General features: G+C 30.5%; 15 protein-coding genes. 13 read left to right on the top strand and 2 right to left on the bottom strand.

Annotation, left to right across the window (positions count from 1 at the left end; all coding sequences use genetic code 11):
* The first annotated feature begins 7 nt into the window (after positions 1–7).
* The 12 genes from purB to rlmN are packed head-to-tail and all read left to right on the top strand — an operon-like array spanning position 8 to position 11,677.
* A complete protein-coding gene (gene purB / locus BLQ93_RS00075) occupies positions 8–1,306 on the top strand; it encodes an adenylosuccinate lyase (RefSeq protein WP_092127255.1) in 1,299 nt (432 codons plus the stop codon).
* A 45-nt stretch (positions 1,307–1,351) separates the two neighbouring features.
* Entirely contained in the window at positions 1,352–2,386 is a 1,035-nt protein-coding gene (locus BLQ93_RS00070; protein WP_092127252.1) for a sensor histidine kinase, read from the top strand.
* Between the two features lie 43 nt (positions 2,387–2,429).
* The gene (locus BLQ93_RS00065) at positions 2,430–3,569 is read left to right on the top strand and encodes a HAMP domain-containing protein (RefSeq protein ID WP_143338631.1); all 1,140 of its coding nucleotides are present in this window, start codon (positions 2,430–2,432) and stop codon (positions 3,567–3,569) included.
* Positions 3,562–5,982 (top strand): chemotaxis protein CheA, encoded by a 2,421-nt coding sequence (locus BLQ93_RS00060; RefSeq protein ID WP_092127247.1) that lies wholly within the window; start codon positions 3,562–3,564, stop codon positions 5,980–5,982. The genes BLQ93_RS00065 and BLQ93_RS00060 overlap by 8 nt, the downstream gene beginning before the upstream one ends.
* A 2-nt stretch (positions 5,983–5,984) precedes the next feature.
* Positions 5,985–6,764, top strand: a complete 780-nt coding sequence (locus tag BLQ93_RS00055) for an oxygen-binding di-iron domain-containing protein (RefSeq protein WP_092127244.1) — start codon at positions 5,985–5,987, stop codon at positions 6,762–6,764.
* A gap of 5 nt (positions 6,765–6,769) precedes the next feature.
* Entirely contained in the window at positions 6,770–7,630 is an 861-nt protein-coding gene (locus BLQ93_RS09710) for a methyl-accepting chemotaxis protein (protein ID WP_092127242.1), read from the top strand.
* Positions 7,631–7,640: 10 nt separating this feature from the next.
* Positions 7,641–8,093 carry a chemotaxis protein CheW gene (locus BLQ93_RS00045; RefSeq protein WP_025392386.1) on the top strand — a complete coding sequence of 151 codons (453 nt, stop codon included), beginning with the start codon at positions 7,641–7,643 and terminating at the stop codon, positions 8,091–8,093.
* On the top strand, positions 8,090–9,061 hold the full coding sequence (locus tag BLQ93_RS09705) for a chemotaxis protein (RefSeq protein WP_092127239.1): 972 nt from the start codon (positions 8,090–8,092) through the stop codon (positions 9,059–9,061). Before BLQ93_RS00045 ends, BLQ93_RS09705 begins: the two co-directional genes overlap by 4 nt.
* 9 nt (positions 9,062–9,070) lie before the next feature.
* Positions 9,071–9,544 carry a chemotaxis protein CheX gene (locus BLQ93_RS00035; RefSeq protein WP_092127236.1) on the top strand — a complete coding sequence of 158 codons (474 nt, stop codon included), beginning with the start codon at positions 9,071–9,073 and terminating at the stop codon, positions 9,542–9,544.
* A gap of 15 nt (positions 9,545–9,559) precedes the next feature.
* Positions 9,560–10,273, top strand: a complete 714-nt coding sequence (locus BLQ93_RS00030) for a hypothetical protein (protein WP_092127234.1) — start codon at positions 9,560–9,562, stop codon at positions 10,271–10,273.
* Positions 10,270–10,641: a response regulator gene (locus BLQ93_RS00025; RefSeq protein WP_092127231.1), complete on the top strand. Its 372-nt coding sequence runs from the start codon at positions 10,270–10,272 to the stop codon at positions 10,639–10,641. Before BLQ93_RS00030 ends, BLQ93_RS00025 begins: the two co-directional genes overlap by 4 nt.
* Positions 10,642–10,645: 4 nt before the next feature.
* Positions 10,646–11,677: a dual-specificity RNA methyltransferase RlmN gene (gene rlmN / locus BLQ93_RS00020; protein WP_092127229.1), complete on the top strand. Its 1,032-nt coding sequence runs from the start codon at positions 10,646–10,648 to the stop codon at positions 11,675–11,677.
* On the opposite strand, the gene ruvC is transcribed toward rlmN, so the two are convergent.
* Positions 11,633–12,112 carry a crossover junction endodeoxyribonuclease RuvC gene (gene ruvC, locus BLQ93_RS00015; RefSeq protein ID WP_025392382.1) on the bottom strand — a complete coding sequence of 160 codons (480 nt, stop codon included), beginning with the start codon at positions 12,110–12,112 and terminating at the stop codon, positions 11,633–11,635. The two genes, rlmN and ruvC, sit on opposite strands and share 45 nt — an antisense overlap.
* Entirely contained in the window at positions 12,084–13,841 is a 1,758-nt protein-coding gene (locus BLQ93_RS00010; RefSeq protein WP_092127226.1) for a LysM peptidoglycan-binding domain-containing protein, read from the bottom strand. Before BLQ93_RS00010 ends, ruvC begins: the two co-directional genes overlap by 29 nt.
* A 392-nt stretch (positions 13,842–14,233) precedes the next feature.
* Here BLQ93_RS00010 and BLQ93_RS00005 point away from each other — a divergent pair.
* Positions 14,234–15,747, top strand: a 1,514-nt coding sequence (locus BLQ93_RS00005) for a 2-isopropylmalate synthase (protein WP_143338629.1), incomplete at its 3' end; no start/stop codon positions are given.

Genomic DNA, 15,747 nt, shown 5'->3' with positions numbered 1-15,747 from the left:
GGTGTGTATGATAGAGCGATATACAAGAAAAATCATGGGGGATGTTTGGACGCTGGAAAATAAATACCAAAAGTGGCTTGAAGTAGAACTAGCAATTATGCAAGCTCATGAAGAAATGGGTACAATCCCAGCTGGTATAACCCAAAGCGTTAGAAAAAAGGCAAAATTTGATGTAAAACGCATTGAAGAAATAGAAGAAATTACACGTCATGATATTGTAGCTTTCAATGAAAATGTCAGAGAGTATTTGACACCTCAAGAAGGCAGTTTTTTACACTATGGTGTTACATCGTCAGACATAGTTGATACCGCAAATGCTTTACTTTTAAAACGTTCATGCGAGATTATAATTGATGATATTAAACAATTACTTGAAACACTTAAAAGAAGGGCATTTGAGTTTAAAGATACACCAATGATTGGCCGCTCTCATGGTATACACGCAGAACCTATTACATTTGGGTTTGTAATTGCGCTTTGGTATGAAGAAATGAAGAGAAACTTGCAAAGAATGGAACAAGCAAAACAAATAGTCTCATACGGCAAAATTTCTGGTTCTATGGGGACATTTGCAAATGTTGATATAAAAGTAGAAGAGCGTGCTTGCGAGATTTTGGGTCTAAAACCTGATCCTATTTCCAATCAGATTATCCAAAGGGATAGATATGCCCAGTATATGACTACCCTTGCTATAATTGCAGCGACTATTGAAAAAATTGCTTTACAAATTAGACATTATCAAAGAACGGAAGTTCAAGAAGCAGAAGAGTACTTTCATGGTGGTCAGAAGGGTTCTTCAAGTATGCCGCACAAAAGAAACCCGGTATTGAGTGAAAACTTAGACGGTCTTGCAAGGCTTGTTAGATCAAACGCTTTATGCGCTCTTGAAAATGTGGCTTTATGGCATGAGCGCGATATCAGTCACTCATCAAATGAGCGCATAATTCTACCTGATTCAAGTATAGCAATTGATTTTATGCTAAATAGACTGAATAATATCCTCTCTAATCTGGTTGTGTATAAAGAAAAAATGTTTGAAAATCTTAACTTAACAAGAGGTGTGATATATTCTCAAAGGGTAATGCTAAAGCTAATTGAAAAAGGCCTTGATAAAGAAACTGCTTATAAAATTACACAAAGTTTGGCATTTGAATCGTGGAACAATAAGTTGGATTATAAATTACTTTTAGCTAAAAATGAAATAATTGGTAAATATTTATCCGAAAAAGAACTTAATGAGTGTTTTGATTATACTTATTTTCTAAGGAATATTGATAAAATATTTAAGAGAGTATTTGATAAATAAGTAAAATTATGTTATATTAATTTAGTCAAACCAAGAGGTTATTATGTGAATGTAGAGATTTTTGATTTTCTTGAAAGCTGTATAGTAGTTTTTGATAAAAATAATAAAGTTGTGTACTCAAATGCTAAAGCTAAGGAGCGTTTCAATATCAAGGTTGACGATGATGTAAGAAATATTTTTCAACCTGATGATCGAAAAATATTTTTTGAAAATTTATTAGATGTATTAAATAAAGAAGGTACATATAAAAACTTTATACGCTTTATTGATAAGAATGAAAAGATACAGTTTTGTTATATTAATGTTTTTAAAAATAGTGAGTTTTTTGTTTTTGAAATAATAGTTCTTTCAGGATTTAGTAAACTTAGTTTAAGTCAAAAAAATCTTAATTATAGTTATTTAAAATATATTTCTCAAGGTATTGCACATGTTCTTAGGAACCCAATAATGTCAATAAGTGGTTTTTTAAACCTTATCAAAAAGAAATTACCAAATGATTTAAAGAAAGAGATTGAGCCTTATATTGAATCCATACAGAATGAGTTTTCAAAAATAATGAAAGTTGTACTTGATATTGAAATAATAAACAATGCTTCTGAATTAAAATTAGAAAAAGTTAGTATTGATGAATTTTTAAATAGTGCTTTTGAGAATTTTAGGAAAGAAAATACCGCAAAGTTTATTGATTATAGTTATAATTTTAATTGTAATAGTAGTCTTTTTTTGGATAAAAAACTTTTTGGTTTAGTTTTAGAAGAAATTTTAAAAAATGCTTATGAATCAATTGAAGAAAAAGGTAATATTTTTATGTCTTGTCAAAAAGAAGACAATAATATTATAATCAGCATAAAAGATAATGGCGGTGGAATTGATAAAGAAAGACTAAGCATGTTATTTACACCGTTTTATTCCACAAAACCCAAAAATGTAGGTTTGGGTTTATTTATATCAAAACTAATAGTACAAGCTCACAAAGGTAGACTGCGTATAATATCACGCAATAATACAACAACTGTAAAGTTAATTTTACCAATAGAAAAACGCTCGAGAATGCGTATACAGAGGTTGAATATTGTTTAAAAAAAGTATTAGAACAAAAATTGTAGCGTACACCTTTTCTATAATGTTAATAGTTTCTGTACTTTTTAGTTTAATTTCATTATATAACCTCTTTTCTCTTCGAAGCTTTTTTATAAACTCAAGCAAGAATGTTTTTGCAATACAAGCAAATCATTATCTTGAAGATGAAGTTAAAAGTTATGCAAGGATTATAGAAGCAAATTTAAATATAAAAGAAAAAATGTGTGCTTCTACTGTTAATTTTTTGTCAAACGCAAAAGATCCGACAAAATACATACCAAATATTTATACTGTGACAAGTAGAGATTTAAATATAAAAGGTATAGCTATGTTAGATAAAAATTTTTCTATTATTTATTCATATCCAAAAGGTGCAACTTTTGAAGGCGCTATCAATCAAATTAAAGCAGGAGAATATAAAAGGTTTTCAAATAATGATTACTTTGTCGATTTTTATTTAGAGAAAGATAAAAATGCTTACTTTTCTTTTTTATTTCCATTTAAAGATGAAGGATATATTCTTTTTGAAATAGATCCTTCAGGTATATTTTCTATTTTGCAAAGTGCACAAATTAGACCTATGAGTGATAAATATCTATGGATGACAGATCATAAAGGTGTGCTTGTGTTTGATCCAAAAGTCAAAGAACATCCGCTTATTACATTAAAAGACCATGTAGATTTAACAAACCCTGAAAATGGAGATAAATTAGCATATTTAATGAGAAATTTTATTTTAAAAGGAAAAACCGGTACATCTTCTTATACATTTCGTGGTGTTGAAAAATACGTTGGATATACTTCAATACCTAAAACGGGGTGGGGATTAGGCTTAACATTACCAATCAATAGTCTAATGGAAGATGTTACTAGACTTAATAAACAAATCAACTCAAAAACGATTTTGATGCTTGGAATTTTTTCTTTTTTTAGTGTAATTACAATTTTGATAGCATTGTTTTTCAGTATGTGGGCATCAAATAAAATAGTAAAGCCAATTTTGGATGCTACAAATACAATTAACTCAATTATCATGGGAGATGTATCAAAACGCATAACATACGAAAGCAATGATGAACTAGGTGAATTGGTTAAATCTGTAAATAATTTAATGGATGCTTTAGCTCAAACGCTGGCTAATTTAGGTGATATTACCCTTAAAAAGGAGAGTGAAGATGACTAGTTTTAATGAAATGGATGAAATATTAAGAGATTTTATAGTTGAAACTACAGAGCTTTTAGAAAGCCTCGATGAAGATTTGGTGGCACTTGAAAAATCACCGACAGATGCAGATTTGTTAAACAAAGTTTTTAGGGCGTTTCATACAATAAAAGGTTCTTCAAGCTTTTTAGGTTTTGAAAAGATGACTGAACTTACGCACAAGCTTGAAGATTTATTGAATTCTCTTAGACGCTTTGAGTTAGAATTAACACCATCAATTATGGATGCAATACTAATGAGTGTTGACAAACTCAAGGCAATGCTTGAAGCAATAAAACAAAACCAATCCATTGATGATATAGATATAGAGCAAGAAATACATAAACTATTAAAAGCCCAAAATAAACCAAGCCAGATAGATACAATACAAAAAGACTCTGAAGAAAAACTTATTGAAGAACCTTCACAACCTCAAGAATCCAAAGAACTTCAAGAACAAGTGCAAGAATCTGTTATTGAAAGCGAAAATGATATAATTAAACTTCAAATAGAAGAGATTCAAGAAGAACCTGTGCCAGCCAAAAAAACAAATTTAACGGACGAAGAACTCAATGCTGAAATTCAAAAACTTTTAGAACAAAGAATAAAAGAAGATAAAGAACGAAGGAAAGCTAAACAACAAAATAATAAAACTCAAGAAACAAAAGATACTCAAACCAGCAAACAATCTGAAAGAATTGATACGCAAACCTTAACACAAAGCAAGGTTGAAGAAGTTGAATCTCAAAAAATCATGTCCAATAAAGAGCCCCAGGATAAATCAAAACAGGACCTTGACAAGCAAACTATTAGGGTGGATGTTAAAAAGTTAGATGATTTGATGGATTTGGCGGGTGAGTTGGTTTTAGCAAAAAACAGGCTTGTAAGGCTTGCAAATATTGTTTCAGAACAAAATGAAAATGACGATATTGCAGATAGTCTTTCAAATATTTCGTCTCAAATAACGCTTGTTACTACTGATTTACAAATGGCTATAATGAAAACCAGAATGGTTGAAATAGGTAAAGTTTTCAATAAATTTCCAAGGGTTGTAAGGGATATTTGCAGGGATTTAAATAAAGAAGTAAATCTTGTTATAGAAGGTGCCGAAACAGAACTTGACAAAAGTATTGTAGAAGAAATTAATGAGCCCTTTGTTCATTTAATTAGAAATGCAATTGACCATGGTATAGAATCTCCAAGTGAGCGAATTCAAAAAGGTAAAAATAAAATTGGGACCTTAAAGCTTTCAGCTTCTCAGGAAGGAAACCATATAGTAATTAGTGTAGAAGATGATGGCAGAGGTATGGATAAAGAAAAAATCAAGCAAAAAGCCATAGAAAATGGTATTATTACAGAGCAAGAGGCATCTTTAATGAGTGAAAACGATATTTTTAATCTTGTCTTTTTGCCAGGTTTTTCTACTGCAAATCAAGTTTCGAGCATTTCTGGCCGTGGAGTTGGTATGGATGTTGTAAAAACAAACATTGAAAAACTAAACGGCATTATAACAATAAAATCACAACCAAACATAGGCACAAAAATAATTATAAAAATACCTTTAACATTGGCGATCATTCAGTCACTGCTTGTTAAAGTGGCAGGAAGTCTATTTGCCATACCTTTAGCAAATGTTATAGAAACCGTAAGAATTGCATTATCAGATATTGAGCATGTTCAAAACAAGGATGTTTTACGCTTAAGAGGTTCTATTGTACCACTTGTTTATTTGGGTGATATACTGAGAATATCTCAAGGCAAAAAAACACTAAATAAAGATGAGATATATGTTGTTATTGTTTCATCTGCAGAAAAACAGTTAGGTTTAGTTGTTGATGCACTTGTTAACCAAGAAGAAGTCGTAATAAAACCTCTTGGAAATTATTTAGGTAAAGTTAAATCAATTGCCGGTGCAACAATTATGGGCGATGGGAGCGTTGCATTAATATTGGACGTAGTTTCAATAGTAAAGCAAGCTTCAAAATTATCCGTTAATATAGCTTCTCATACAGCAGATCAAAAAGAATTTTTGCAAAATGCTTTAGTTATTTCAAATAAAGCTAATCTTGAAGAATTTATGTTTATAAAAGAAAATTTTGCAGAGTACAATATACTTTTTAGTGATAATATTGCTTCCTTGTATTCTCACCCATCAAGTATTGTTTTTTTAGATCTATCTATGCCAAATGCAATAGATTTAATAAACGATATAAGAGAGCTTCCTGCAACTAAAAAATCATACATTGTAGGTTTAAGTGAAGATTTACAGTCAGATAAATCCCGTTTTGAAGATACAAGTTTGAATGCGTTAATAGGTTTAAATCAGAAGTCAAATATAGAAAATATAAAGAAATTATTAAACAAAAAAATAAATCCTGCTAAAAAAGGAGTATAATTATGGGTTATATCAATTTGTCAAACGAACAGGTAAATATATCAAACGGTGAAGTACTATTTGAAGAATCAGGTCATAAATTTATATGGCTTGGGTGGGATGAATCTGATATAAAAGGTGGCTTTATCCAGGTTAATCAATATTTAATTATATCAAATGGCAAAGGAACATTACTTGACCCAGGTGGCGTTCACGTATTCCCAAAAGTTGTTGCGAATGTGAGCAGGTATATTGATCTTAATGATATTAAGAATATTTTTTATACTCATCAAGATCCTGATGTTTCAAGTGGCATTGCAATGTGGCTTTCTATAACAAACGCTAATGTGTATATTTCAAAACTTTGGGTTAGATTTTTGCCACATTTTGGCATAACTGATGTTTCTCGTATTATTCCCATTGAAGATAATGGAGATAAAATTGATTCATTTGAAGCAATACCAGCACATTTTATGCACTCACCAGGCCAGCATGTTTTATATGATCCTGCTTCAAAGATACTTTTTAGTGGAGACATAGGGGCTGCGGTTTTTGGGAGCAAAACTTATCTTTTTGTGGAAAACTTCGATAGTCATGTTTCTTTAATGGAAGGTTTCCATAAACGTTATATGGCATCAAATGCTGTATGTAAAAATTTTGTCAATCGCATAAGAAAGTATGATATAAATATGATAGCTCCACAACATGGTGCTATATTTAAAAAAGAAGAAGCTAAGACATTTCTAAGCTGGTTGGAGTCTTTAAAATGTGGAAGCGATATTATAGATGAAATATCAAGGTGAATCCAATGAAAAAAAACAATTTAATCAATATTGATAAGCTAAATGAGAAACAAACAATAGCAAAACTTGCAAAAAGTGTAGTTAAAGATTCGCTTCTTAGTAATTCTATAGAAGGTAGTTTTAATATAATTCACAGCGATGTAAAAGGCATTAAAGATCAGATGAACGTGTTTGCTGCATCGATAGAAGAAATGAGCGGCAACTTGAAATCTATGACAGAGCATTTACTATCCATAAATACTGATTTCGAACAATTTAATAATAATAATGTTGCGTTAAAAGTAAAAATAGATGAACGCAATAAAGATATAACAGAAAAAAAAGAAAACCTAAGCGCATTTGTGGAAAGTATAAAAAACCTAAGTATTTCGTCAGAAAAAATTAGTGAAGTAATTGGTTCAATATCAGATATTGCTTCACAAACAAACCTGCTTGCATTGAATGCTGCCATTGAAGCAGCACGTGTTGGTGAAGCTGGTAAAGGCTTTGCAGTAGTTGCAGATGAAATAAGAAAACTTGCCACAAAAACAGACAATATGACAAAGAACATTAACAAAATTCTTGATACATTTAACAGTAAAATAGAAGAAGCAGTTGAAAATGTAGAAAATGTCAACAATTTTTTGGAAACACTTGCAAATGATTTTAATGAATTTGCAAGTTTGTTTAGCCAATCTCAAAAAGAATCAAATTCTATTGGTGAAGCTTTAGCCCAAAACTCATTAGCAATAAGTGAACAAATAAAGGTTGTAGATGATTTGGCTTATAGGATAAATATTATTTATACTGCACTAGAAAAAATCGTTCATGTAATAACTACTATGGTTGATGTAAATAGAAAAATAGAAAAGATGATAAAATTTTGAGGTGAGCTAAATGGAGAGTTTTAATTCAGATTATACGCAAGCGGTGGGATTTAATCTAGAAAATGAGACATACGGTATAGATATTTTAAATGTTTCAGAAATAATAAAGCCCATAAATATAACTTTTATACCAAATACATTAGATTTTGTACTTGGAGTTATAAATTTAAGAGGTAAAATTATTCCTATAGTTGATTTAAATAAAAAATTTTTTGATAAGTTTAAAGACATAACACAAGATAGCAGAATAATAGTTGTTTCTGTTGAAGATAATACTGTGGGTTTCCTCGTAGATAGGATAAAAAAAATATACCATATAAACAATCAAAATATAGAAAACTCTCCAGAAACTGTAAATGAAAATGTTCAAAAATATATCAAAGGTGTAGGCAAGCTCGACGAAGCTTTGATTATTTTGCTTGATGTCAATACCATACTAAAAGAAGGTGGGTATAAGTCATGAACGATGAATTGAAAGAAGTTTTAAGAGTAGGTGAAAATAGGGTTGAGTTTGTTGATTTTAGAATGTTTGAAGATAGATCTGGCTATATTAAAGAAAACATTTACGGTATAAATGTAGCAAAAATAAAAGAAATAATTAAATATCCAGACCCAAAAGAAATAATAAGTATTCATGGTAAATCTGATGTATTAGAAGGTATGATTAATTTAAGGGGAGAGGTAATTCCAATTGTTAATTTAGCTAAATGGCTAAATATAAAAGAACCTCAAGATCCATCAATTACTAAAAACAAAAAGATTATCGTAGCTAATTTTAATAATGTAACAGTTGGATTTATAGTACATGAAGCAAAAAGAATAAGAAGATTTGCCTGGAGTGATATAAAGCCACCAAATGATGTATTATCCAGTCAGTATGAAAATAAGATTATAGGAACGATTAACAACATAGATGATGATGATAAAGAGAAAGTACTTTTAATTGTTGACTTTGAAAAAATTTGCGAGGAGCTTGGCATATTTGGAACAGAAAATGTACAAAGAATAGAAAAAGATATGTCAAATGTTAAAATTTCCAGAAAAGCCAATGTTTTAATAGCAGATGATTCATCTATTGCAAGAAAGATTATCAAAGAAGCCATAAAGCCTATTACAGAAAAACTCTATGAAACAAAAGACGGTCAGGAAGCATGGGATCTTTTAAACACACTGTATGAAACCTCAAACGGAAATATTAAGTCGATTTTAGATTTAGTAATAACAGATGTGGAAATGCCAAACATGGATGGTTTTACGCTGACAAAAAAGATAAAAGAAGACCCAAGATTTGAATCTTTGCCTGTTGTTGTTAATACATCTTTATCTGGGGGTGCTAATTTAGCAAAAGCAAAATCTGTAGGAGCTGATGATTTTTGTACAAAATTTATTGCAGAAGAGTTTGTAAGAGCTGTTACAAACAATGTTAAATAGGTTTTAAAAATGTCAACAATCAGTGCAGATTGGATAAATCCTTTTATATTAGCTACTACAGAAATTTTTAAAGATATAGTAGGTGTTGAACCCAAATTATCAAAACCATACGTGAAACAAACAAATGAACCACTTTTTGACATAAGTGGCATCATTGGAATAACTGGTGAGGCAATAGGCTCAATAGCTTTTTCTTTGCCCAAGCAAACTGCATTAAAAGTAGTGTCAAGATTTATTGGAGAAGAGGTGCTTGGACTTTCTTCAGACACAAGGGATGCAATAGGTGAATTAACAAATATTATAGCAGGTAGAGTGAAAAAGATCTTTTATGAGAAAAAAATTCATATTAAAATATCTATACCAAATGTTATTGTAGGTAAAGAACATACTATTAGCTCAGCCAAAGGTATACCTACAATAGTTATACCATTTGAAACTGAGCTTGGAAATTTTGCCATACAAGCATCATTAAAAAAGGCTTAAAAATTGGAGGGGAAAATGAGTACTCAAGACGAAATTGATAAATTGCTTGCCAGTTTTAATTCAGCAAAAAAAGAAGATATAGAAAATATTTTGGATAGATTTGAAGAAAATAACCAAAATACGCTTAAAAAAGAAACTTTTGAAGAACCAACTATAGAAATTCAACAAAAAGAGTCGGAAAATATTGAACACCTAAAAGGGGTGGTTTATCCCCAGGAAGACCATAGGGTTGTAGACAAGCTTGATGAAATTACAAGAGAAAGTGAAGAAAAGGTAAACCAGTTATTTGAGCTTCTTGAAAATGCAGTAAGCAGAATTGATGCTATGGATGCGGAATTGAAAAAAATTAAACCTTACCTTGACGAACATAAAAAATTTATGGATCTTTTTATCAGCGCATTTCCAAAAGCAGCAGTAAAACAAAATTATGAGTATTTTGCAAATGTTTTAAAAATTTTTGATGAAATTCAAGCAACACATGAAGAATTAAAAAATTACATATTTGATTCTATGGATTTGTTGCAATTTCAGGATATTACAAGACAAAAGATAGAAAAAGTAATAAGCGTAATTCAGGCTTTGCATGAGTATTTAAACAACTGGTTTTCATCAGGTAAAAAAGTTAGAGCCCGTGTCGCAAAAACAATTGTAGATGAATCTAAAAAAGATCAGATTGACAAAGAAGTAGATGATATAGTAAAGAGGTTTCAAAAGGGGGAGATTAAATGAAAATTATTACAATTGATGATTCTTCTACTATGAGAAGAATTATTAAAAATACACTATCTCGTATAGGATACGGTAGTGATGTATTGGAAGCAGAAGATGGCAAGCAAGCATTGGATATACTGTCTCAAACAAAAGTTGATCTTATTATAACTGATTGGAATATGCCAAATATGGATGGGTTGACCTTTGTAAAAAAAATACGTAGTATGAGAGAGTGGGATGATGTGCCTATAATTATGGTTACAACAGAAGCTGCAAAAGAAGATATACTTGAAGCACTAAAAGCAGGTGTAAACAATTATATAGTAAAACCATTTACGCCAGAAGTATTAAAAGAAAAAATAGAAGTTGTTATGGGGCTAAAATAGAAAAATGTATAACTTTTTTAATTTTACTTTAAGTGAACTTGAAGAATATATTACCAATTTAGGATGGGAAAAGTACAGAGCAAAACAGCTATTTAGTTTTATATATGCTAAAGGTTGTGATGATTTTTTAAACATCAGTGTTTTAAAAAAAATAGAGAGAAAATTTTTGAGTGAAAGATTTATAATTCCAAAACTTGAGTTTAGCAAAACTAAGGATTTTGATGGTACAACAAAATTTTTGTTTAAGTTATTTGATAATCAAGCGGTAGAATCTGTTTTGATTCCCATGAAAGAAGGTAAAAACACAATATGTGTTTCTACTCAAGTAGGATGTAAAATGAATTGTAAATTTTGTGCTACCGCAAAGCTAGGATTTATTAGAAATTTACAAGCATGGGAAATTGTTTATCAAGTATGGTATATTTATAATTATATTAAAAAGACAACACATAAAACGCCAAATATAGTATTTATGGGTATGGGAGAGCCACTTGATAATTATGATAATACAATTAAGGCTATCTTAATACTTAATAGCGAGTTTGGCTTGAGTATATCAAGACGCCGCATAACACTATCAACTTGTGGTGTTATACCAAAAATTGAAATGCTCAAAAAAGATTTAGCTTATATTAATCTTGCAATATCATTAAATGCAGCTGATAACATTAAGCGGAGTTATTTGATGCCTATAAACAACATTTATCCAATAGAAGAATTAATTAACTGTGTAAAAGATTTTCCTATGCCGGAACGAAAAAGACTGACGTTTGAATATGTAATGATTAAAGATTTTAATGATAAACAAGAAGACATAAAAAATTTAATTAAATTGCTAAAACCAATTAAGTGTAAAATAAATTTAATACCTTTAAACAAACACATCTTTACAGACAATCTATTACCCAGTGACAACAAAACTATTGAAGAATTTGCTCAGCGCCTTAGAGATAAAAATATGTTTGTTACTGTTAGAAAATCTAAAGGTGAATCAATTAATGCGGCTTGCGGTATGCTTGTAGCTGCAATGCGCTAAAGCAATAGAAATAGCATCAGACACATCAAGAGGTAAATTATCTAATTTTTTGTTAAATGTTTTTTCAATGATAAATTTAAGCTGAGTTTTTGAAGCAGCTCCGTAACCAGATATCGCTTGTTTTATCTCTCTTGTTGAATAATGAACAACATTAATATTAGAAAGCTTTACTGCAGCAAGTATAGCGCCTTTTATTTCGCTAAGCTTCAAAGATGATTTGATATTTACAGAATAAAATACATCCTCAACCGCAGCTTCGTTAATATTATGATTTTTTATTACTTCTTGAGTTTTTAAAAAAACTGCATATAACTTATCATCAAAATTCTGTATCTTTTGTAAACTAATAAAATCGTATTCGAATGTCTTATTTAAGCAGTCCACTATACCAAAAGCGGTGGTTTTACTACCCGGATCTATTCCCAGTATTATCATTAAATTTTTGGTTAGATGGCAAAACCCTTCTTGCACCCACAAATCTCTTTAGGAAATAGCCATCTAAAGGTGATATTACAACACCAGTATTTTGATTTAATGCAGATATAAATTTATCGTCCCCAATATATATACCAACATGAGAAGGATAAGTTCCCGGATATGTTTGAAAAAACAATAAATCGCCTGGTTTGATGTCTGATAGCGATACAGGTTTTCCAACATTGAATTGTTCGGAGCTCGTTCGAGGTAAATCTATATGAAATTTTGCAAAGACATCTTGTACAAAACCAGAACAATCTACGCCAGTTTCTAAATTTGTACCACCCCATTGATAAGGTGTACCAACAAAGAGTTTAGCATACTTTACCAATCTTTCGCTTAAAGGATTTTCTTTGTTAATAAGAGAATATTCACTTGTTGAGTAGTTTTTTTGAATGGAGGCAATATTTTTATTATTATTTGGTATAAGCAAAATTTCTCCAACAGTAATTTCTTTGTTAGGAAGATTATTTAACGCTACGATGTCATCAACACTTATATTGAATTTTTTTGCTATTTGATAAAGAGTATCACCTTTTTGAACTGTATAATGATCTAAATACAAAGAATAATTATTGGTTTCACTATTATCTAAAGCAACAGATTGGTCATTATTTTGTTGCTGGTCTGTATTATTTTTTGCTTGGTATGTTGGTGTTTTGTTTGAAGAGTTATTGTTTTGCATTGATTTTATTGCTATTATTTTGGGTGGAACAAGTATTGTTTGGCCTATAGATAGATTATTGCTGGTTAAAGAATTAATTTTTTTAAGTTCATTAATTGTAGTAGAAAAAGTTTTGGCAATAGAAAAAAGCGTATCACCTGGTGTTACAGTGTATTTTATATAGTTTATGTCTTGATTTTCTTTAGGGTAAATATCATTATTGGATAGTTTTGTTTGTTCTTTTTGTAAAGAAGGCCTTAAAACAATTTCTTCACCAATTTGTAGGTTTGACCAATCAATACTGGGATTTAAGCTTTTTATTATATTCATATTAATTCCGGTTTTTTGCGATATAGCCGTGAGGGTATCCCCAGGTTCAACAGTGTAGAAGTTCTCATTCTTAAAAGTCTTCTTTTGGGCTGCAATTTGAGTATTCTTGATGTCATTTAAAACATTATTAGGTAAAATAATTCTATCGCCGATATTTATATTTGATAAATTTAATTGAGGATTTAATTTTTCTAATTCTGATAAAGAAACATTGTATTTATTGGCGATAGTTGATGCCGTATCACCACTTTTAACTATATAAATATTGGTCAATTGAGTATTTGAGACTATTTTTGTGTTATTTGGTACAATAATCCTGTCGCCAACGTTTAGATTAGATAAGTTTATATTGGGATTAAGATTTTTTAATTGATCAAGGCTGCAACCTAATTTTTTTGATATATTAAAGGCATTGTCACCTTTTTGTACAATATAAACTTTTGATGTAATAACGTTTGACGCAGTTTGTGAATTTGAAGTAGTGGTTTTTATTTGGGGTATAAGTATCTTTTGACCAATACTTAGATCCGTGCTTTTAATACCAGGGTTTGCGTATTTTAATTTTTCTAATGGTAAGCCTAATTTTTGAGCAATTGTTGTTAATGTATCGCCTTTTTTTACTATATAAACTTCTGCTCGAGAGGTTGCTGTCAATGTTAAAAACAAGAAGGCGGATAGTATAGTTTTTCTCATAGTAGCCTCCTTTTAATAGATTAACCTACACTTTATATACCAAAAATTTTGATTTTTGTAAAGCAAAAAATAAAATTTTAAAAAATAATATATATTATAAATTTTATTATATAAAATAATTACTTACGATATTTATTAAAAAAACAGGTAATTTTTAAATTTTAAATTCTTCGTTATATTTAAAATCAGTAAATTATTAGATAAAATTTTTGAAATATATTATATTGAAATATATTATAAAGCTTTATAAACCAAAAGAAGTTTATTAATTATTTCAGTATTTATTATCTATTTTATTAAATTCAACTTTATTTGTATTTTTATAAAACTTAAAAATTGACATTTACAGAATAATTTGTTAGTGTGGTAGAAATTTATCAGGAGGGTTAACCATGAGCTCCAGGATAGTAAAAATATTTGACACAACACTAAGGGATGGAGAACAATCACCGGGTGCCAGTTTAAATATTGAAGAAAAAATAGCAATTGCAAAACAACTTGAAAAGTTAGGTGTTGATGTTATTGAAGCAGGCTTTGCTGCAGCAAGTCCAGGTGATTTTGAAGCAATAAATGCAATAGCAAAAATAATAAAGAATTCTACCATAGCATCCCTTGCCAGAGCAGTAAAGCAAGATATTGAAAAAGGTTTAGAAGCAATAAAACCAGCTCCACGCAAAAGACTGCACACATTTATAGCAACAAGCCCTATACATGTAGAAAAGAAACTAAAAATGAGCTATGAAGCTGTGCTTGATGCAGCAGTAGATGCTGTGAAATTTGCAAGAAATGGCTGCGAAGAAGTAGAGTTTTCTGCAGAAGATGCAACACGCTCAAACTGGGATTACCTTTGCAAAGTTGTCGAAAGTGTAATTAATGCAGGAGCAAGCGTTGTAAATTTACCAGACACAGTGGGATACACTACACCTCAAGAATACTATGAGCTTATAACCTACATAAAAAATAAAGTACCAAATATTGATAAAGCAGAAGTTTCTGTCCACTGTCACAATGATTTAGGTATGGCTGTTGCTAACTCTCTGTCTGCAGTTTTGGCTGGTGCAGATCAGGTAGAATGCACAATAAACGGCATAGGAGAACGTGCAGGGAACGCCTCTTTGGAAGAAATTGTTATGGCTATAAAGGTTAGAAACGATATATATAAAGCCTCAACAAATATAAATACAAAAGAAATCTACCGCACAAGCAGGCTTGTAAGCAAGCTAACAGGCATAGATATCCAGCGCAATAAAGCTATAGTGGGTAAAAATGCCTTTGCACATGAAGCTGGTATACACCAAGACGGTGTAATTAAAGAAAAAAGCACATACGAAATCATGAAACCAGAAGATGTAGGTATTGACTCAAGTTCACTTGTGCTTGGCAAACACTCAGGCAAACACGGACTTGAAAAAAGGCTTGTTGAGCTTGGCTATCAGTTAACCAAAGAACAACTTGAAGACATATTTGAAAAATTCAAAGTCCTTGCAGACAAGAAAAAAGAAGTATACGACGAAGACCTACATGCACTCGTAGAAGATAAAATAAAATTCAGTCCATCAGTGTATGAAATTGTGAGCTTGCAGGTAAGCTCTGGCACAAACATTACACCTACTGCTACAATAAAGTTATCTAAAAACGGTGAGATCTTTGAAGATGCAGCATTGGGAGATGGTCCGGTAGATGCAGTTTATAAAGCTTTAGAGCGCATTACATTCGTCAAAGGTCAACTTAAATTTTATGAAATCAAATCCATAACAGAAAGCAGAGAAGCCCTGGGTGAAGCAACTGTAAAAGTATATTTTCCTGATATTGATAAAAATATAATTGGCAGAGGTGTTGCAACAGATGTTATAGAAGCAAGCGCCAAAGCTTATCTGGATGCTATTAATAAAGCGCTGATGTATAT

The sequence above is a fragment of the Desulfurella multipotens genome, from assembly GCF_900101285.1.
GTDB classification, from domain to species: Bacteria; Campylobacterota_A; Desulfurellia; order Desulfurellales; family Desulfurellaceae; genus Desulfurella; species Desulfurella acetivorans.
Note: the sequence above shows the minus strand (reverse complement) of the source record. Positions and strands in the feature narration are given on the sequence as shown.

Excerpts from the sequence above, each read along its gene's own strand:
- purB (WP_092127255.1), top strand. The coding sequence starts at position 8 with ATGATAGAGCGATATACAAGAAAAATCATGGGGGATGTTTGGACGCTG.
- BLQ93_RS00065 (WP_143338631.1), top strand. The coding sequence starts at position 2,430 with ATGTTAATAGTTTCTGTACTTTTTAGTTTAATTTCATTATATAACCTC.
- BLQ93_RS00060 (WP_092127247.1), top strand. The coding sequence starts at position 3,562 with ATGACTAGTTTTAATGAAATGGATGAAATATTAAGAGATTTTATAGTT.
- BLQ93_RS00055 (WP_092127244.1), top strand. The coding sequence starts at position 5,985 with ATGGGTTATATCAATTTGTCAAACGAACAGGTAAATATATCAAACGGT.
- BLQ93_RS09710 (WP_092127242.1), top strand. The coding sequence starts at position 6,770 with ATGAAAAAAAACAATTTAATCAATATTGATAAGCTAAATGAGAAACAA.
- BLQ93_RS00045 (WP_025392386.1), top strand. The coding sequence starts at position 7,641 with ATGGAGAGTTTTAATTCAGATTATACGCAAGCGGTGGGATTTAATCTA.
- BLQ93_RS09705 (WP_092127239.1), top strand. The coding sequence starts at position 8,090 with ATGAACGATGAATTGAAAGAAGTTTTAAGAGTAGGTGAAAATAGGGTT.
- BLQ93_RS00035 (WP_092127236.1), top strand. The coding sequence starts at position 9,071 with ATGTCAACAATCAGTGCAGATTGGATAAATCCTTTTATATTAGCTACT.
- BLQ93_RS00030 (WP_092127234.1), top strand. The coding sequence starts at position 9,560 with ATGAGTACTCAAGACGAAATTGATAAATTGCTTGCCAGTTTTAATTCA.
- BLQ93_RS00025 (WP_092127231.1), top strand. The coding sequence starts at position 10,270 with ATGAAAATTATTACAATTGATGATTCTTCTACTATGAGAAGAATTATT.
- rlmN (WP_092127229.1), top strand. The coding sequence starts at position 10,646 with ATGTATAACTTTTTTAATTTTACTTTAAGTGAACTTGAAGAATATATT.
- ruvC (WP_025392382.1), bottom strand. The coding sequence starts at position 12,112 with ATGATAATACTGGGAATAGATCCGGGTAGTAAAACCACCGCTTTTGGT.
- BLQ93_RS00010 (WP_092127226.1), bottom strand. The coding sequence starts at position 13,841 with ATGAGAAAAACTATACTATCCGCCTTCTTGTTTTTAACATTGACAGCA.